Source organism: Marinococcus halophilus, assembly GCF_900166605.1.
In the GTDB taxonomy this organism is placed as follows: domain Bacteria; phylum Bacillota; class Bacilli; order Bacillales; family Marinococcaceae; genus Marinococcus; species Marinococcus halophilus.
The window spans coordinates 667,378-684,865 of record NZ_FVZD01000006.1 but is presented as its reverse complement, the minus strand read 5'-3'; the positions used below and the strand labels follow the sequence as shown (position 1 = coordinate 684,865).

Genomic DNA, 17,488 nt, shown 5'->3' with positions numbered 1-17,488 from the left:
ACTGCTTATATGAAGGAGGACGTTATTATGCCAGACCGCTCGCTTGGCAATGGCAGGCTATTAATTACGTGCCCGGACCAGCCGGGAATTGTAGCCGCTATATCTGATTTTCTGCACCAGCATGGTGCTAATATTATTCATTCCGCCCAGCATACAAACGATCCGGAAGGCGGACGTTTTTTTATGAGAATTGTTTTTTCCATTTCGCCATATCCGGAGAAATTTAATCAAGTAAAAGAAGAATTTCTTCCTATTGCTGAGCATTTCGATATGGAATGGTCATTAGAGCGTGAAGACCGCAAAAAAAGTGTGGCGATTTTCATTTCAAAAGAAGATCACTGCTTAACTGAATTATTGTGGAGGTGGCGTTCCGGGGAACTGCCTATTCATATCAGCTGCGTCATCAGTAACCACACGACGCTTAAAAATGTAGTAGAAAGCTATGAAATTCCTTTTTACCACATACCGATAGATAAAAATGCCAAGCCGGAAGCAGAAAATAAAATACTTCGTACGCTTGAGCAGTATCCGATCGATTTTCTTGTGTTGGCCCGCTATATGCAAATACTGTCGCCGGATTTTGTTGCTCACTACCCGGCAAAAATCATTAATATTCATCATTCGTTTCTCCCGGCCTTTATCGGAGCGAACCCTTACAGACAGGCTTTTGAACGCGGCGTGAAACTTATTGGTGCTACCGCCCATTACGTGACCAACGACCTCGATGAAGGCCCAATCATTGAACAAGACGTCCTTCGGGTCAATCACCAGTACAATGCCAATGATTTAAAAATCACCGGACGCAACGCTGAAAAAATTGCGCTGGCAAGAGCCGTTACCTGGCATGCAGAAGACCGTGTCATTGTCGACGACAATAAAACGATTGTTTTTCTGTAAAGCTGCTTATTCGCCGTATTCATTCGAAGAGTAGATTTCACTACGGAGGACAGAAACGGTTGCCGCTTGCCCCATAAGCGCTTCTGCGGAAAACAACTGCCGGTTTTTCACCGGGGATGGATTGTTGATACGTCTTTCCATCCACCGTTTGTATTCGCGTTTATCTGCTGTATATGCGTATAAAACTTCACGGTTATCAATAATGGAAGCGGGGGAAACCACTGTCGCCTGGACAGGAAAGGTGGTCCCCGCTTGTTTTAATACAGCTTCCACTACGTTTGTTGTTCTTTTCAGCGCAAGGACTGGGCTGACAAATGTATGCTGCTTCTGATTCACGTACTCCTTCCAGAACCTGCTGTCTGCCGGTTCAAATACACTGTACATTGTTCCTTCTAAAATATGTACCACGTCGATCCCTACTGGGCCAATGATAGTAATGGCCCCCTCCATCGTCGTCTGTTTTGTATGAAAAACCGGATAGTACATAACAAAATACGTATCGGGAAGCTCCCTGAGAAGGGTGCGCAGCCGGTAGTCGTATTTTAATTTCGGATCCATCATTGAAATTTCAGAGATTGTGGAAGAGGCCCACTCCAGCTGGATTAAAAACCAGTTATCATAAAAGATATCCTTGAGCTCCTCGAGCGTTTTTCCTTTAAAAAATAAGTAGGCATCGCTTTCGTTAATTTCCACTTCCTCCTCTTCTTGCTTCCACCACTTTAACCGGTTCACTGCTTTTCCCATCCGGGTGTTGTTCTCGAGCGGCTCTTCTCCGGACACTTTTGGGCTCGATTTATTTGCAATCATCCAGTCTGTTTTCATACGCTGCCAGTACGATTTTTTGGCAGCTAAAAATTCCGCGTTTTGGTGAAGAAAATGGTATTCATAACGCGAAGCATAGTCTTTCATCTTTATTAGTTGAGCCATTCAACTCTCCCTTCTCCTTCATTGCAGCCTTTCTCTTAGAAGGTGCGTCTCTGCATAGAAGCTGCAGGCCTCCACTTTTATTATTATATCGTCATTGTCCGGCTGATGTTCACATTACAGGAATAAATTACCTGCCAATGGGGCTAAAAAAGCAACAATAACGGCACTGACTGTCATAGCTACCGAACTGACCGCCCCTTCCGTTTCACTGTTTTCGAGCGATTTAGCTGTTCCTATCGCGTGAGCCGCGCTACCCATGCCTATTCCCTTCGCTACCGGATCAGTTACCCCCACCGCTTTCATCACCTGGGCGTGAACCACTACTCCGCCGATACCCGCCACCATCACAAACATTGCCGCCAAGGGAGCGTCTCCGCCGAGCGTTGTCGTAATGTCCATGGCTACCGGTGTTGTTACTGACTTAGGCAGCACCGCTGCCGCCCATTCTTTAGATGCACCCGCTGCTCTCGTAAAAACAAGTCCCGAAATGATACCTATCACCGCTCCCGTACCAATACCGCTGAGAATCGGAACAGAATATCGTTTTAACAGATGCCTTTGTTCATACAGCGGGCAGGCCAGTGCCACCACCGCAGGCCCCAGCAGCGATTCTATCCACTGGCCTCCGATCATATAGGCATTGTAGGGGATTCCGGAAATTAACAGAAATAATATAATAACAATGGTACCAGTGACGATCGGAAGCATTAATGGCGCCGGAAAACGCCGGTACATTCTTTTGGAGGCGGCGTACACCATCATCGTCCCGGCAATAGCAGCAGCTCCTGTCCACCATTCATTCACGATGCTCCCTCCTTTTTTTCAATAAATACTGGGACACCCATGAGCCAGTTCCCATTACAAGAAGTGTACTGATAAACACAGCAGTCACAAGCACGGCTCCAAGCACTGAAAACAGCTCTCCGTGGATCACCAGTCCTGCGGTCACCGGAAGAAACAACAGCGGCATGTTTCCGAGCAGCAGCCCGGATCCCTCCTGAATCCATTTTGGCGTGGCTGAAGTAAAAATAAAAACTGCAAGCAAAAGCAGCATGCCGAGGATACTTCCCGGAATTGGAAGCTGAAGCACTCCCTGAATCCAGACACCAGTCCAGTAAAATGCATACAAAATCAGTATGTGAATGACAATTCTAAATACGTTCATACATTCCCCTCATTTATTCGGTCAATTCCGTCCAATGTACTGTTTCGTATTTTACACTTCGTCCTGGGTGAATGCGATAAAGATGCAATTGAGAGGCGTGAAAAAATAAGGCTTCCGGAAGAGGCACGGCCGGCCACGTAAATATCTGCTCCTTGATTCTCTTTTTGGCAAGAGTCATATGAGGGCGGTACGGACGTTGCTCTGTCTTTATTCCCATGCCTTTCAATTGTTCTTTCCATTCAGTGTACAAAGTGAACAGCCCATCTTCTGCGCCTACTTTTGTATAAAGCACATTTTCACGGCCTTCCGGACCGAAAAAGTCTACCCCATCCAGCCTGATCTGAGGCTGGGATAATAATGTTATTCTATTCATCTTTTCCTGGACAGCATCAACCTTGTCTGGTAAAAGCCGGCCGAAAAAATGAAGTGTAATATGAAAATCCTGCGGATGTACCCATTGTTTAAATGGAAGATCATTTTTAACCTTTGATGCCCAGGCCCCCCAGGAAAGCCTGGCCTCTTCCGGTACTGAAATTCCAAGAAAATAATGATTATCCAAGGTTTACTTCCTCCCTTTCTTGCTTTAAAGCCGTTGAAAACGAACAAGCAATGCAAATGTGTTAAAATATACAAATGAATGATAGAAAAAGGATGTGTAACAGCCATGCGTGTAGCAAACAATATGTCAGAACTAGTCGGCGATACGCCTTTAGTCAAATTAAACCGCCTTCCTGATACTCGAGGAGCGGACGTATATTTGAAGCTTGAATTTCAAAACCCCAGCGGCAGTGTTAAAGACAGAGCAGCAAAAAATATGCTGAAGCAGGCCGAAGAAGAGGGGAAAATCAATGAAAATACTACTATTATCGAGCCTACTTCCGGCAATACCGGCATCGGTCTTGCCATGAATGCCGCTGCCCGCGGCTACCGTGCCATATTAGTTATGCCGGACACCATGTCTCAAGAAAGAATCAACCTGTTGAAGGCATACGGCGCGGAAGTAGAACTCACCCCAGGCGACAAAAAAATGCCCGGAGCCATTTCCCGGGCTCATGAACTTGTAGAAACAATTGCTGACAGCTTCATGCCCATGCAGTTTGAAAACGAAGCCAACTCGGATGCCCACCGGGAAAGCACGGCACTTGAAATTGAAGAAGCAATGAAGGAAATTGGTAAGCCCCTGGGCGGGTTCGTCGCTGCTTCCGGTACCGGCGGCACTGTGACAGGAACTGGGGAAAAGTTAAAAGAACTGTACCCAGACGTTCAGATACATGTCGTAGAACCATTTGGCTCCCCGGTGCTTTCGGGCGGAAAACCAGGCCCCCATAAACTCGTCGGCACCAGCCCCGGGTTTATACCGCCTATTTTGAATCAGAAGATATACGACCATATTTATAAAATTACCGACGAAGATGCTTATAAAACCACAAGAGACCTTGCCGGCCAGGAAGGCATCCTGGTTGGCCCCTCTTCAGGGGCTGCCTGCTACGCTGCCATGGAAACAGCAAAACAGTTGCCGCCGGATCAGGTCGTGGTTGCAATTGCCTGTGATACTGGCGAACGGTATTTATCTACTGACCTTTTCCGTTTCGATCAATAAAATCTTTTTCAAAGACTCCTTTACAAAAAGGGGGTCTTTTTTTACATAATTTTTACATTAAGTATTTTGTGAAATAAAATGGATAGTTCCATCGCCGATTTTGTATTTTCAAACTGATCACGCACAATAAAACATTATTTTAGCAAATCATTCGACTTTTGTGTTACTTCGTAAATAAATTGAATGGATTTTTGTCAAAAATTTTGCGATAAATAAATAAATGGTATAAACTATTAAGTACAGGGACGCTTACAAAATATTTTGAATACTTTTATCCTACATGCTGCTGAACTTCCTACGGAAAGTTCCACAGAGCAGTTGACACAACAACAGTCGAAACCATCAATTATACTTCCTATTTACGTGCGCAGTCCCGGGCATGTCTTCAAGTGCCATAAATTCATTGGCTAAGGAGTGGTTTTTTGAGAACGTCCACCGACCGAATGATAACCCGTATTAAGTCTATCTATCTCTATATTAAAAAGAGAGGAACGGTGACCACCGGGGAATTGGTTGACGAATTCGGAATTACACAGCGCACCATTCAGCGTGATTTGAATGTGCTTGAATACAATGAATTGGTCTGCAGCCCTTCTAGAGGGGCCTGGACGACGACTGCCCGAAAAGTAAAAGCTTCCTGAATGACTATACCTATCCCCTGGCGCCAGGATTAACATCCTGGCGTTTTTTCATACGTCAAAAATTCCCCGCATCCTTCTAGCCGCTTCGGCAAAAAGCCGTTCCTTCTTCACCAATATTTCTTTTTTTGACACGTCAGGCTCCACAATAATATCTCTATGGTCTATGCCCCGCAACGCCTTTCCTGCTTCTTCCCAGCTACATTCATGAACAGCTTTCCATCCGCAGGCAGCGGCTCCGAACATAGCCAGCCGTTCCTGTTCAGCGCTCACCTGCACCCTGCATTGAAATACGTCCGCCACTATTTGCCGCAAAGCTCTGCTTTTCGTACCCCCACCCACAAGAAAGAGGCTGGAAGAAGCCAGGCCAGCCTGAGTAAAGACCTGCTTTAAAGAAAAAGCCAGGCCTTCAAGCACCGCGCGGGCCATATGGCTCTCGTCCACCTGGCTGTCAATGCCAATGAACGCCCCTCGGGCTTTTTCATCAACGATTGGATTTCTTTCTCCGTTTAGATAAGGAATAAATACAAGCGACTCGGGCATAGCCTTTGGCTCAGCTGCCAGTTTTTCAAACTCTTCGAAGTTGCCATGGCCACACCACGTATGAACCGCCCATTGATGCACATTTCCCATGTTGAGAAGCGGCATAATTTTAATAAACTGGCCTTTCTGCGGGGCAGCCAGATGAAAAACACTGCCTTCCTTTGACATTGCCAATGTATCTGCCGGCACCGCTGCCCATCCCGTGGTTCCTGCGTAAGCATAGCCGCTGTCCCCACCCGCTTGAAAACCAGCTGCAAGCGTCACTGCGCCTCCGTCTCCAAGGCCACAGCAAACGGGTGTTCCAGCTGGTATTCCCGTTTGCACGGCGACCTCTTTCAATACATAACCGGCTATGTCTTCGGGCTCCAGAAGAAGAGGAAGCTGACGATAGGAAATGCCGGTGCCGTTCCATAACTGTTCGTCCCACGTTCTTGTATGTATATTCATCATCCCAGTGACAGTACCATTTACCGGATCACAGACTGATACGCCCGTTAAGCAGTAAATTAAATAATCTTTAGAACCAAATAACACCCGCTCCCACTTTTCCGGGGCTTCATCCGCCAGCCATTTCATCAGAGGGGTCGTGGATTTCCAATCATTTCCTGTGACGGCCGTAACAGCATCCGAAGCTAAATGCCTGTTTTGCAGCCTTCTGCTCCCTCCCTGGTCGGAATAAAGTATTGCCGTATCCGCAAGCCCGTCTTTAACAGGGATGAAATCCTCCATCTGACCAGTGCATACAACCGCGTCGACATCCAGCCCCGTCCCCTGATTATGCAGAGTTCTGCATGCTTTTTTAAAGCTCTTCCACCATTCTGCCGGCTTTTGTTCGTGCCTTTTTCCCTCGGTATAAGTAAGGACAGGCTCTGATGTACTGCTCTCCACCTGTCCACCACCGCCCATTATCATTACTTTTAAAGACGAGGTGCCCAGGTCTGCAATTAGCAGTCTACATCTCATCGCCGCTTGCTCCCTGTGATTTTTCCCCGACGCTGTCCCGAAGCAGCTGAATTTCCTCTTCATTTAATTCCCGGTATTCCCCCGGCAGTAAATCTTCATCGAGTGACAGCCTGCCGAACGACTCTCTTTTTAAATAAACGACTTCATTCCCCACTGCTTCAAACATCCGTTTTACCTGGTGAAATTTCCCTTCTGTTATTTCCACATACACTTCCCGGTGTGTATCAGGCACTTGTCGCAGAACAGCAGGTTTACAAATATAGCCGTCATCAAGCTTTACACCTTTTTTAAACTGCTCAATATCCCTTTCTTCTATCGGATGCTCGAGTACCGCCCGGTAGACTTTTACGACGCCATGCTTCGGCGACGTGAGAAAATGATTAAGCTTGCCGTCGTTCGTCAACAGCAGCAGCCCCTCCGTATCAATGTCAAGCCGGCCGACCGGGAAAGGTTCTCTTACCGCATCCTCCTGTTCTAAAATATCCAGCACCGTATCATGCACGCTGTCTTCGGTAGCACTGATAACCCCCGCTGGTTTATGCATGAGAAAATAAACAAATTCCGTATAGTGAATGTCCTCTCCAAACACGCTGACCTGCTGCTCTTCGGGATCCACCTGAACCGCCCCGTTGTTTACCGGCTCCCTGTCGACAAATACGCCTCCCTTTTTCAGCATCTTTTTTACTTCCTTGCGAGTTCCATATCCTAATTCCGCCAACAGTTTATCCATTCTCATGCTGATCACCTCTCTCCATCTGTTCCAGAATTCCCGAAGCAAACTCCCCATGTGAGCCGTTTATATGTGCTTCAATTACTCCTGCCGGAATCTGGCGGAGCACGGCTTCCTGTACGGTTTTTGATATATTCTGCTCCTGCATCTTTTTTTCGATACTCACTATCATTTTCAATGTTTCTTCCACTGCTGTTTTATTTGCAGCTTCTACCTCCTGCTCAGTGCCTTCAATAACTGTAAATGCCCCTCCGAGCCAGTTCTGGAGATATTCGCGGTCGCTTTTTTTTGCGCTGTTAACTACAAAAACGTTTTCTCCCCTACTAGCTGCAGCCCTTTCAGCATGACCGGCAAATTTAGCCGCAGCCTTCCGCACATGGGCAGGCACTTCCAGCTCCTCCGAGCAGAGCGACGTAGCCGGTATGTATATAACGCTTCCTTCCGCTAAATAAGGTCCGTGCCAATAAATAAACTCTTTGATTCCTTCCGGCGGAAGCGCTAAAAAAATATAGGGAAAACGAGGAAGCTCCAGCTCATCCACCCGGGAAATCTCCTTTTTTGTTTCCCTCATCCAGAGTTTTTCCTTTCCCCGGTACATCACAGAGACAAAGGGAGGTTCACTTTTTGTTACTGCAAGCTTCGCTAGCCTCCCGGATCCTACTACTAACATTTCATTTTCCTCCAATACATTTCGGTATGTGCAGCTGCCGGTCTGAAAAAGAGACGTTGCTGTTAACAACGTCTCTTTACACTATGCGGAAGTTGGTTTATTGATATCCTGGCCCTGGACCCGGGCAAGCCGGTTATTGTTACGGGAAATATTTGCCAGCAGTCCAAGCATCGCCAGGGTTATTAATAAAGAGGAGCCTCCGTAGCTTAAAAGCGGAAACGGCAGGCCGGTAATTGGCATCATGCCCGCGACCGCTCCGGCATTAATGACAGCCTGGCTGAGCAGCTGAAAAACAATTCCAAAAGCGAGCAAAGTGCCAAACTGCCCCTTAGCGTGAAGCCCGATTTTTATGCCGCGCCAGGCAATAACGCCAAGCAGGCCTACGACGAGCAGAACCCCGAAAATCCCAAGCTCTTCAGCAATAATCGGTAGAATGAAGTCGGTATGGGCTTCAGGAAGATAGTTCATTTTCTGCACGCTCTCCCCGAGGCCGACCCCAAATAATCCACCATGGGCAATGGCAATATAGCCCTGGATCAGCTGGTAGCTGCCTCCGCCAACAGCGTCTGCATTTGCGAATGGGTCCATAAAAGAGACGAGCCGGGCCAGGCGGTAAGGCTCTGTCAGCGCAATATATGCAAACAGCACCGCCGCGACTCCCCCGAGCATAAACATATGCCGAAACTTTGCTCCTGATAAGAAGACAATTACGATCGTTGTCATCATCAGAGCAGCCGCTGTACCAACGTCAGGCTGCATAACGATGAATCCAAGCAGCACAGCAACAACTATAAGCGGCGGCAGTACTCCCTTCATAAATGAGTCAATATACTTTTGCTTCTGAGAGTACACCTGGGCCAGATAAATAATCAAACTTAATTTCACGAATTCTGCGGGCTGAATGTTTACCGGCCCGAAGCCGATCCAGCTTTTTGCCCCGTTTACTTCATTACCTATTACAAGCACAAGCAACAGTAAAAAAATAGACAACCCTATCAATAATGGTGTGGTTTTCTTCCATTTTTCATAAGGCACATGCATCATGAAAGCAAACACACCTACTCCAAGTATAAAAAACATTATCTGTCGTTTAAGAAAAAAGGCCGCATCATCATAAGCCCTCATCCCGAGCGGAAAGCTTGCGCTGTACACCATAATAATGCCAAACAATGTTAATAGCGCGACCGCACCGATCAAGAGCCAGTCATAATCTTTATATCTCCACGTTTTCATGTTTCACCTCTAATGCCGCCCCTTTTAAAAGGCGGCTTGATGCGTTTGTCTCTGTTTCTATAAAGTGAATTAATTATATCACCATCCCTCGCGGAACAAAAGATCAGAAAGCAGGAGTTTTCTTTACGCTGAAAAGCGCTTCCCAAGAACCCTTTCGGCCAGGCCGCTCTTCATGGCAAGTGCCATAAAAAGCACACCGCCAACACCGACACTAATAATTTCCACCATGAATAAATCCATCCAGCTCGTGCCTGCAAATAAAACTTCCATGCCGTTTCTTGTAATTAAAACCCCGAGGCCCATAATTAATGACAAAAGAACCACTACACCGCCCCGGCGCGAGACGCCTCCAAAATGAAAACCAGTAAATTTCGCGATCGCCCATGCGTTGAACAGTACTCCGAACGCAAAGCCAATAATCGTACTGTAAATGCCCCCGATCGGGCCAAGAAGTAATAGCAGCACATAAGCACTGATAATTTTCACCAGCAGCCCTATTAATAGAGAGGCAATAGCATATTTCTGGCGGTTGATTCCCTGCAGAACAGCTGCGCTTACTGAAAAAAGGGAAAAAACGATGGCCGCATACGCGTAATGCTGCAGCACGTAGCTGCCTATTTCCAGTGACTCTGTCCCAAAAAGCACTCCGAATGTTGGTTTTGCAAGCAACGACAGTCCGACTGCGGCAGGCACTGATAAAAACAAAATCACCTGGTAGGTCTGCGTAATCTGGCGCTGCAGCAAATCCTGGTCATTGCCTGTAAATGATTTTGTGATCGTCGGGATAAGGGTAATCGACATGGCCGTAGCAATTGCTACAGGGATGAGAATCAGCTTATGGGAAGAGCCCGCGAACGCACCGTACGCTGTCTGGATCTGCCCGGACGTCCATTCCCCGGTCTGCTCCAGTGCCCGGGTGAAGGTAAACATGTCCACCATTTGAAACAGGGGAATAGCCAGTCCGACAAAAGAAAGCGGCAGAGCATACCGGATCAGTTCACTGTACATGCTTGTTAATGGCAGGTCGCTCGACACCGTGCTTTGGGACTGTTCCCGCTGCAAAAAGCGCTGCCTTTTTTTCCAATAAAAAATTAGTACAGCCATGCTGGCCAACCCGCCGACAAACGCTCCAAAGGTGGCAAATCCAATAGCAGTGCCGAGGTTTCCGTCGACTACGTACAGAATAAACAAAGCCATCACCAAAATGAACACAATACGCACAACCTGCTCAATAACCTGTGAAACAGCGGTAGGCCCCATCGACTGATGCCCCTGAAAAAACCCTCTCATAATCGCCATCGTTGGAATAATCATTAAAGCAAAGCTTACCATGCGGATCGTAAACACAACATCATCTGATGTAAAAGCTTCACTTGAATCAAACGAAATTAAATTCACAATAAGCGGAGCGCCAAAAAATAAAATAAGAAACGCTGCAATGCCGGTAATGGTCATAAAAAAAAGACCCGACTTAAACAACCTTCGGCCTGTTTCAAAATCTCCCATGGCGTTGTATTTGGATACAAATTTCGACATAGCCATCGGTATACCGAGCGTAGCTACGCTGAGCATTAATGTGTATGGCTGGTAGCCGTATTGGTAAAGTGCGATCCCCTGCTGGCCGACCATGGCCGCAAACGGAAATATGTAAATCATACCTAAAAATTTCGAAACAAATGTCGCTATGCTTAACAGAAGCGTTCCCCGCAAAAATTTTGAATCAGACATTCTTATGTTCAGCTCCATCGTGTAATCGTCTTGTGCTCTCTATGCGAATTTTACCATACTATTTTCCATTCTGGCGTCCCTTTGCCTGAAAATTAATATCAGAAATAAAGGAAAACGCCCGTTCTTTGTAAAACGGGCGTACTTTTTATTATACGTCGCTTAAGCCTTTAATATAAAAGGTGCGGGGCCGGGGACCATCAAATTCACAAAAATAAATTCCCTGCCATGTGCCGAGCACAAGTTCACCCTGCTCTACAATGATCGTCTGTTCTGTACCCATTGTACTTGCTTTTAAATGAGAAGCAGAGTTGCCTTCAGCGTGACGATATTTTTCATGTTCCCAGGGATATACTTCATCAAGGCGCATAAGCATATCATGCTGCACGTTTGGGTCTGCGTTTTCATTCACAGTAATTCCCGCTGTCGTATGCGGAGAATAAACGATAACCGCTCCGTGGTCGAGTCCTTCTTCTTTCACATACGTACGGACCTTTTCCGTAACGTCTATCATTTCTGCATGCTCATTAGTAGATAGTTCGAGCTTTCGCAGCATTTCAGCCGCCTCCTTTATCCTTGTGTAAAAATGAATTTTCTCTTATGATACAATACAGCTATTATAACCGATTCCGAAGCATTTTAATCTTACCGGATAATTGCTTCGAGGTCGTAAGGAGAGAATAAATAAAATGACGAATGTCATTGTTATCGGCGGTGGTCCAGCAGGATTAATGGCCTCCGTCGCTGCCGCAGAGCACGGCGCCGATGTCACTTTAATTGATAAGGGCTCCAAACTGGGAAGAAAGCTTGCTATTTCCGGCGGCGGCCGCTGCAATGTCACTAACCGCATGGAACGTAAAGAGCTGATCGAACACATTCCCGGCAACGGCAAATTTATGCACAGCCCGTTTTCCATCTTTGATAATGAAAACATTATCCGTTTTTTCGAAAACCTTGGAATCGATCTGAAGGAAGAAGATATGGGACGCATGTTTCCTGTTAACGATAAAGCTATCACTGTCGTGAATACCCTGCTCGACGAAATGGAACGCCTTGGGGTGCATACACGCACCAAAACCAAAGTCTCTTCCATCGATTACGGCGAAGACCATGTCCGGGGGCTTTATTTAGAAGACGGCGCTTATCTTCAGGCAGACCGTATCATTATTGCCTCCGGAGGCAAATCCGTACCAAAGACTGGCTCTACCGGCGATGGCTATCCCTGGGCGGAAGCAGCAGGCCATACAATTACAGAGTTGTACCCTACAGAGGTGCCTATTACTTCTCCGGCTTCTTACATCCAGGACCGCACGCTTCAAGGAATTTCTCTTTCAGGCGTAGCCCTGACAGTTTACCGGCCAGGCGGTAAAGCTATTAAAACCCACACCGGCGACATGATTTTTACCCATTTCGGCGTTTCCGGGCCGATCGGCCTGCGTTGCAGCCAGTACGTCGTGAAAGCGCTGAAAAAGTATAAAACCGAACAGGTGGAGCTTGGCCTTTCCCTCTATCCTGAGGAAAACCATGAATCCATGTTCCAGCGGCTTGTGTCCCTGAAAAAAAACCACGAAGCAAAAACGGTAAAAAATGCTCTTAAAGGCCTTGCAATGGAGCGACTGCTGCTTTTTCTCCTGCAGGAATCAGGCATTTCCAGTACGATGACCATTGGTGAAGCCACAAACAAAAAACTGCGCTCACTTGCGCTTTTATTTACCGATTTCCGTTTTCCGGCAGATGGCACGCTCTCGATCGAAGAAGCATTTGTTACCGGCGGCGGGATCTCCATCAAAGAAGTATTTCCAAAACGGCTTGAGTCCAGGCTGAAAAGCGGACTGTTCTTCTGCGGCGAAATTTTAGACATTCATGGTTATACCGGCGGCTTTAACATCACGTGCGCATTTTCCACCGGATATACTGCAGGAAAAGCTGCCTCCGAATATCCTGCCGCCCAGACTGAAACACCTGCCTCCTACTCAAAAAGCTGACCGCATAGCGGCCAGCTTTTTTTAATTAGCTACAATATTTACGAGCTTCCCTGGAATGGCAATAACCTTTCGCACGGTCTTGCCTTCAAGCTCCTGCACAATTTTTTCCTGCTCCATTGCCGTCGATTCGAGGTCCTTCTCGTCGGCATCTCTTGGCACCACTGCTTTTGCCCGAAGCTTTCCATTTACCTGAATAATGATTTCAATTTCATCTTCGATCAGCATCTGCTCATCGTGTACCGGCCAGCTGCTCCTTGAAATCGAATGCTCTTCCCCGAGACGGCTCCAAAGCTCTTCTGCCAGATGCGGCGCAATAGCGCTCAACAGCTGCAGAAATCCTTTTAACTCCTGTTTCGGAAGCGTCTCCTGCTTGTTCGCTTCGTTAACAAAGACCATCAGCTGGCTGATACCAGTATTAAAACGAAGTTCAGTAAATTCTTCGGTTACTTTTTTCACCGTTTGATGATACGTTCGCGCGAACGGCTCTGGTGCTTTCTCATCATGGATGCTCTCCCGGATGGCTCCTTCGTCTGTTACAAACAAACGCCATACCCGGTCCAAGAAGCGTCTTGCACCATCGAGGCCGCTGTTTGACCAGGCAATCGAAGCGTCGAGCGGTCCCATAAACATCTCATACAGACGCAGCGTATCTGCCCCGTGAGTGCGGATAATTTCATCCGGATTCACTACGTTTCCTTTGGATTTACTCATTTTTTCATTATTTTCGCCCAGGATCATTCCCTGATTGTATAGCCGCTGGAATGGCTCATTTGTAGGAACTACTCCAATGTCATATAAAAACTTATGCCAAAACCGTGCATACAGCAGGTGAAGCACCGCATGCTCCGCACCGCCTATATACAGGTCAACCGGCAGCCATTTTTCAAGCGCTTCTTTGGAGGCCAATTCTTCTTCATTTTCCGGGTCGGCAAAACGAAGGAAGTACCAGCAGCTTCCGGCCCACTGCGGCATCGTATTTGTCTCGCGGCGCCCTTTCATGCCCGTGTCGGGATCAGTGACTTCAAGCCATTCCGTGTTGGTAGCAAGGGGCGATTCGCCCGTGCCTGAAGGACGGAACTCGTCCATTTCCGGAAGTTCGAGCGGCAGTTCTTCTTTAGGAAGCGTGGTCATCGTGCCGTCCTCCCAGTGAATAACCGGAATCGGTTCTCCCCAGTACCGCTGGCGGCTGAAGAGCCAGTCGCGGAGACGGTAGGTTGTTTTCTTTTGGCCAAGCCCTTTTTCTTCAAGCCATTCAAGCATCTTACCGATCGCTTCATCTTTATATAGGCCATTCAAAAACTCTGAGTTTACATGCGGGCCATCCTCCGTATAAGCTTCCCGGGACGTGTCTCCGCCTTCCACCACTTCCACAATCGGAAGATCAAATGTTTTCGCAAATTCGTAGTCCCGCTCATCATGCGCCGGAACGGCCATAATTGCACCACTGCCGTAAGTGGCGAGAACGTAATCAGCGATCCAGATCGGCATTTTTTCCCCGTTCACTGGATTAATGGCGTACGAACCTGTAAATACGCCGGATTTTTCCTTCTGCAGCTCTGTGCGTTCAAGATCACTTTTCATAGCTGCATCGTGCTGGTATTTTTCCACTGCTTCCTTTTGCTCCGGCGTAGTAATTTCTCCAACATAGTCATGCTCCGGTGCGAATACACAGTAGGTTGCTCCAAACAAAGTGTCCGGACGGGTCGTAAACACGTCAAACGAAAGATCCTTCCCCTCGACGTGGAAGGTCAGCTCCGCTCCTTCTGAGCGGCCGATCCAGTTTCGCTGCATTTCTTTAATACTGTCGGGCCAGTCCAGTCCTTCGAGATCTTCAAGCAGACGATCGGCGTAGGCTGTGATTTTGAGCATCCACTGCTTCATCGGCCGGCGTTCCACCGGATGGCCGCCGCGTTCACTTTTTCCGTCAATCACTTCTTCATTGGCAAGCACAGTCCCAAGCGCCGGGCACCAGTTGACCGGCACTTCGTCAATATAAGCAAGACCGTGTTCGTACAGCTTCGTGAAAATCCACTGCGTCCATTTATAATAATGCGGATCCGTCGTATTAATTTCTCTCGACCAGTCGTAGGAAAAGCCCAGTTCCTTAATTTGGCGCTTGAAATTGGTAATGTTCGCCTGAGTAAATTCCCGCGGATTTTTTCCGGTATCAAGCGCAAATTGCTCCGCCGGAAGGCCAAAAGCATCCCAGCCCATCGGATGCAGGACATCATAGCCCTGCATGCGTTTCATTCTTGAGGTGATGTCTGTGGCGGTGTAGCCCTCGGGATGGCCCACGTGCAGGCCCGCTCCGGAAGGATAAGGAAACATATCGAGTGCATAATATTTCGGGGCGCCGGTATCTGCGTTGGATACGGCAAAGATTTCATTTTCCTCCCAGTATGACTGCCATTTGGGTTCTATCTGTTGGTGGGGATATGCCATGATTGTCGTTCCTCCTTTAAATAGTTGGAGCATCTGTGATGAGTTTATCTGTAAAAAAGCCTCTCTCCCAGCTGGAAAGCAGGGACGAGAGGCTTAAATTCCACGAAACAAACGGCGGGATGCGCACACGCCACTCAAGTGCGTTTCCGACTCTGACGCTTCGCTCACCCGTTTCGTCAAGCGTCTGCTGGGTGCATAACGATAAACAAAGTACGCCGATATTCAATACTTGATATTTTATGAATTTATCCCCCTGCTGTCAAGCCTTTCTCCGTGGTTCTTTTCCTTTGCACTTTGGGAATAGAGGCAAAACATGCTAAAATAAGAAGGAATATTTTATGCACGATGGAAGGAGAGGCTCTTCATGAGCTCGGAATTATCAAACGAAGAACCGCTTGTCTGGGGAGAGAAGCGGTATCATACATGGAATCACCACTTAAAGGAATCATTTGGCCATAAAATCTTTAAAGTCCCGCTCGACGGCGGGTTTGACTGCCCGAACCGCGACGGCAACGTCGCTCACGGCGGCTGCACGTTCTGCTCCGCGGCAGGCTCCGGGGATTTTGCCGGTAACCGGGCCGACGATGTGATCACCCAGTTTCATGAAATTAAAGACCGCATGCACAAGAAATGGAAAAACGGAAAATACATTGGTTATTTTCAGGCATTCAGCAATACTTACGCCCCCGTGGAAGAACTTCGGGAAATGTATGAAGCAGTGCTCGCCCAGGATAACGTCGTCGGTCTTTCTATTGCGACGCGCCCGGATTGCCTGCCGGATGATGTCGTTGAATATCTGGCCGAGCTGAATGAACGCACCTACCTGTGGGTGGAGCTCGGGCTGCAGACGGTACACGAAACAACTGCCGAAACGATCAACCGCGCACATGATTTTGAATGCTACAAAGAGGGCGTAGACAAGCTCCGTAAGCATAACATTCGCGTGTGCTCCCACATTATCAACGGGCTTCCCCAGGAGGACCACCAAATGATGATGGAAACCGCCCAGGCTGTTGCTGACCTTGATGTCCAGGGGATTAAAATTCACCTGCTGCATCTACTGAAAAAAACACCGATGGTTAAGCAGTATGAAAAAGGAATGGTGGAGTTTCTCGGCCGTGATGAGTACGTCAGTCTCGTCGTGGACCAGCTCGAAATTCTGCCGCCTGACATGCTCATTCACCGCATTACCGGTGACGGGCCAACTGAGCTTCTCATCGGGCCGATGTGGAGCGTGAACAAGTTCGAAGTACTCAATGAAATTCATAAAGAACAGGTCCGCAGAAACAGCTGGCAGGGAAAATATTATCAGCCTGCTCCGGCAGCTTTATGACTCTGCCAAAAGCTGTGGCTTTCGCCCATTGGATGATTGCACAGAATGTTCGCCCCGGCGACACCGTGATTGATGCCACATGCGGAAATGGCGGGGACACTGCCTTTCTGGCAGAGGCGGTGTCTCCCTCCGGGCATGTGCATGCCTTTGACATTCAGGGCGAAGCCATCCAGGCTACATATGCGCGATTAAAAAAGGAAAGCCTGGATTCATATGTCACTCTCCATCACTGCAGTCATGAGCGTGCGGCTTCGGTGCTCACCAAAATGGAAAGTACAGGCGTCCGGGCAGCCGTCTTTAACCTCGGGTATCTGCCCGGAAGCGATAAGCAGATAGTGACGTCCGCTTCTTCTACGACAGCAGCGGTGCTTTCTTATCTTCACACGTTTTCACCGGGCGTTCCGGTTATCGTCGTCGTTTATCACGGCCACCCTGGAGGAAAGTCAGAGCGTACAGCCATTGAGCACCTTGCTGCTGAACTTTTGGAACAGGAAGTTCGGGTGCTGCGGTACAGCCTGGAATTTCAAGAGAAGGCGCCCCCTTACGTGTTAACTTTTGAAAAAATAGGAGAAGACACTCCTCACTTATCTGAATTAGTTCAAGCTTATTCACATATATCTACGAAGGGATGATGAAT

The 17,488-nt window shown here is 47.7% G+C and carries 17 protein-coding genes; 6 read left to right on the top strand and 11 right to left on the bottom strand.

The features are described 5' to 3' along the window. The first annotated feature begins 27 nt into the window (after positions 1–27). Positions 28–897 (top strand): formyltetrahydrofolate deformylase, encoded by an 870-nt coding sequence (purU, locus tag B5066_RS09625; RefSeq protein ID WP_143745422.1) that lies wholly within the window; start codon positions 28–30, stop codon positions 895–897. Positions 898–903: 6 nt separating this feature from the next. Here the strand turns inward: purU and B5066_RS09620 are convergent, their stop codons facing one another. From B5066_RS09620 to thpR, 4 genes are all read right to left on the bottom strand, one after another. Continuing rightward, positions 904–1,824, bottom strand: coding sequence for a hypothetical protein (locus tag B5066_RS09620; protein ID WP_143745421.1), 921 nt, complete (start codon positions 1,822–1,824; stop codon positions 904–906). 114 nt (positions 1,825–1,938) lie between these two features. After that, entirely contained in the window at positions 1,939–2,628 is a 690-nt protein-coding gene (locus tag B5066_RS09615) for an LrgB family protein (protein ID WP_244897362.1), read from the bottom strand. Further along, entirely contained in the window at positions 2,621–2,989 is a 369-nt protein-coding gene (locus B5066_RS09610) for a CidA/LrgA family protein (RefSeq protein ID WP_079475716.1), read from the bottom strand. The genes B5066_RS09615 and B5066_RS09610 overlap by 8 nt, the downstream gene beginning before the upstream one ends. 13 nt (positions 2,990–3,002) lie before the next feature. Beyond that, positions 3,003–3,548, bottom strand: a complete 546-nt coding sequence (gene thpR / locus B5066_RS09605; RefSeq protein ID WP_079475715.1) for an RNA 2',3'-cyclic phosphodiesterase — start codon at positions 3,546–3,548, stop codon at positions 3,003–3,005. A 105-nt stretch (positions 3,549–3,653) separates the two neighbouring features. Here thpR and cysK point away from each other — a divergent pair, with 105 nt between their 5' ends. Both cysK and B5066_RS09595 read left to right on the top strand, forming a co-directional pair. Next, positions 3,654–4,589 (top strand): cysteine synthase A, encoded by a 936-nt coding sequence (cysK, locus tag B5066_RS09600; protein ID WP_079475714.1) that lies wholly within the window; start codon positions 3,654–3,656, stop codon positions 4,587–4,589. Positions 4,590–5,011: 422 nt separating this feature from the next. Then, positions 5,012–5,230, top strand: coding sequence for a DeoR family transcriptional regulator (locus tag B5066_RS09595; RefSeq protein WP_079475713.1), 219 nt, complete (start codon positions 5,012–5,014; stop codon positions 5,228–5,230). A gap of 48 nt (positions 5,231–5,278) precedes the next feature. Here B5066_RS09595 and B5066_RS09590 read toward each other — a convergent pair whose 3' ends face one another. From B5066_RS09590 to B5066_RS09565, 6 genes are all read right to left on the bottom strand, one after another. Further along, complete coding sequence (locus B5066_RS09590) at positions 5,279–6,733, bottom strand: xylulokinase (protein ID WP_179124083.1); 1,455 nt, start codon at positions 6,731–6,733, stop codon at positions 5,279–5,281. Next, positions 6,723–7,469: a pseudouridine synthase gene (locus B5066_RS09585; protein WP_079475711.1), complete on the bottom strand. Its 747-nt coding sequence runs from the start codon at positions 7,467–7,469 to the stop codon at positions 6,723–6,725. Before B5066_RS09585 ends, B5066_RS09590 begins: the two co-directional genes overlap by 11 nt. Further along, positions 7,456–8,133 carry a hypothetical protein gene (locus tag B5066_RS09580; RefSeq protein WP_079475710.1) on the bottom strand — a complete coding sequence of 226 codons (678 nt, stop codon included), beginning with the start codon at positions 8,131–8,133 and terminating at the stop codon, positions 7,456–7,458. Before B5066_RS09580 ends, B5066_RS09585 begins: the two co-directional genes overlap by 14 nt. A gap of 81 nt (positions 8,134–8,214) precedes the next feature. Then, a complete protein-coding gene (gene ftsW, locus B5066_RS09575) occupies positions 8,215–9,366 on the bottom strand; it encodes a putative lipid II flippase FtsW (RefSeq protein WP_079475709.1) in 1,152 nt (383 codons plus the stop codon). 123 nt (positions 9,367–9,489) lie between these two features. Beyond that, positions 9,490–11,094 (bottom strand): putative polysaccharide biosynthesis protein, encoded by a 1,605-nt coding sequence (locus B5066_RS09570; protein WP_079475708.1) that lies wholly within the window; start codon positions 11,092–11,094, stop codon positions 9,490–9,492. Positions 11,095–11,242: 148 nt separating this feature from the next. Next, positions 11,243–11,647 carry a secondary thiamine-phosphate synthase enzyme YjbQ gene (locus tag B5066_RS09565; RefSeq protein ID WP_079475707.1) on the bottom strand — a complete coding sequence of 135 codons (405 nt, stop codon included), beginning with the start codon at positions 11,645–11,647 and terminating at the stop codon, positions 11,243–11,245. A gap of 133 nt (positions 11,648–11,780) precedes the next feature. On the opposite strand from B5066_RS09565, the gene B5066_RS09560 reads away from it, so the two are divergent. Then, the gene (locus B5066_RS09560) at positions 11,781–13,076 is read left to right on the top strand and encodes a BaiN/RdsA family NAD(P)/FAD-dependent oxidoreductase (protein ID WP_079475706.1); all 1,296 of its coding nucleotides are present in this window, start codon (positions 11,781–11,783) and stop codon (positions 13,074–13,076) included. Positions 13,077–13,097: 21 nt separating this feature from the next. On the opposite strand, the gene leuS is transcribed toward B5066_RS09560, so the two are convergent. Continuing rightward, positions 13,098–15,518, bottom strand: a complete 2,421-nt coding sequence (leuS, locus tag B5066_RS09555) for a leucine--tRNA ligase (RefSeq protein ID WP_079475705.1) — start codon at positions 15,516–15,518, stop codon at positions 13,098–13,100. A gap of 364 nt (positions 15,519–15,882) precedes the next feature. On the opposite strand from leuS, the gene mnmL reads away from it, so the two are divergent. Next, a complete protein-coding gene (gene mnmL / locus B5066_RS09545) occupies positions 15,883–16,851 on the top strand; it encodes a tRNA modification radical SAM protein MnmL/YtqA (RefSeq protein WP_079475703.1) in 969 nt (322 codons plus the stop codon). Then, positions 16,848–17,483, top strand: coding sequence for a tRNA 5-(aminomethyl)-2-thiouridylate-methyltransferase MnmM (gene mnmM, locus B5066_RS09540; protein ID WP_079475702.1), 636 nt, complete (start codon positions 16,848–16,850; stop codon positions 17,481–17,483). Before mnmL ends, mnmM begins: the two co-directional genes overlap by 4 nt. Positions 17,484–17,488: the final 5 nt, after the last annotated feature.

Bases quoted from the DNA above. Each gene is read 5' to 3' on its own strand.
- purU (WP_143745422.1), top strand. From the start codon at position 28: ATGCCAGACCGCTCGCTTGGCAATGGCAGGCTATTAATTACGTGCCCG.
- B5066_RS09620 (WP_143745421.1), bottom strand. From the start codon at position 1,824: ATGGCTCAACTAATAAAGATGAAAGACTATGCTTCGCGTTATGAATAC.
- B5066_RS09610 (WP_079475716.1), bottom strand. From the start codon at position 2,989: ATGAACGTATTTAGAATTGTCATTCACATACTGATTTTGTATGCATTT.
- cysK (WP_079475714.1), top strand. From the start codon at position 3,654: ATGCGTGTAGCAAACAATATGTCAGAACTAGTCGGCGATACGCCTTTA.
- B5066_RS09590 (WP_179124083.1), bottom strand. From the start codon at position 6,733: ATGAGATGTAGACTGCTAATTGCAGACCTGGGCACCTCGTCTTTAAAA.
- B5066_RS09585 (WP_079475711.1), bottom strand. From the start codon at position 7,469: ATGAGAATGGATAAACTGTTGGCGGAATTAGGATATGGAACTCGCAAG.
- B5066_RS09580 (WP_079475710.1), bottom strand. From the start codon at position 8,133: ATGTTAGTAGTAGGATCCGGGAGGCTAGCGAAGCTTGCAGTAACAAAA.
- ftsW (WP_079475709.1), bottom strand. From the start codon at position 9,366: ATGAAAACGTGGAGATATAAAGATTATGACTGGCTCTTGATCGGTGCG.
- B5066_RS09570 (WP_079475708.1), bottom strand. From the start codon at position 11,094: ATGTCTGATTCAAAATTTTTGCGGGGAACGCTTCTGTTAAGCATAGCG.
- B5066_RS09565 (WP_079475707.1), bottom strand. From the start codon at position 11,647: ATGCTGCGAAAGCTCGAACTATCTACTAATGAGCATGCAGAAATGATA.
- B5066_RS09560 (WP_079475706.1), top strand. From the start codon at position 11,781: ATGACGAATGTCATTGTTATCGGCGGTGGTCCAGCAGGATTAATGGCC.
- leuS (WP_079475705.1), bottom strand. From the start codon at position 15,518: ATGGCATATCCCCACCAACAGATAGAACCCAAATGGCAGTCATACTGG.
- mnmL (WP_079475703.1), top strand. From the start codon at position 15,883: ATGAGCTCGGAATTATCAAACGAAGAACCGCTTGTCTGGGGAGAGAAG.
- mnmM (WP_079475702.1), top strand. From the start codon at position 16,848: ATGACTCTGCCAAAAGCTGTGGCTTTCGCCCATTGGATGATTGCACAG.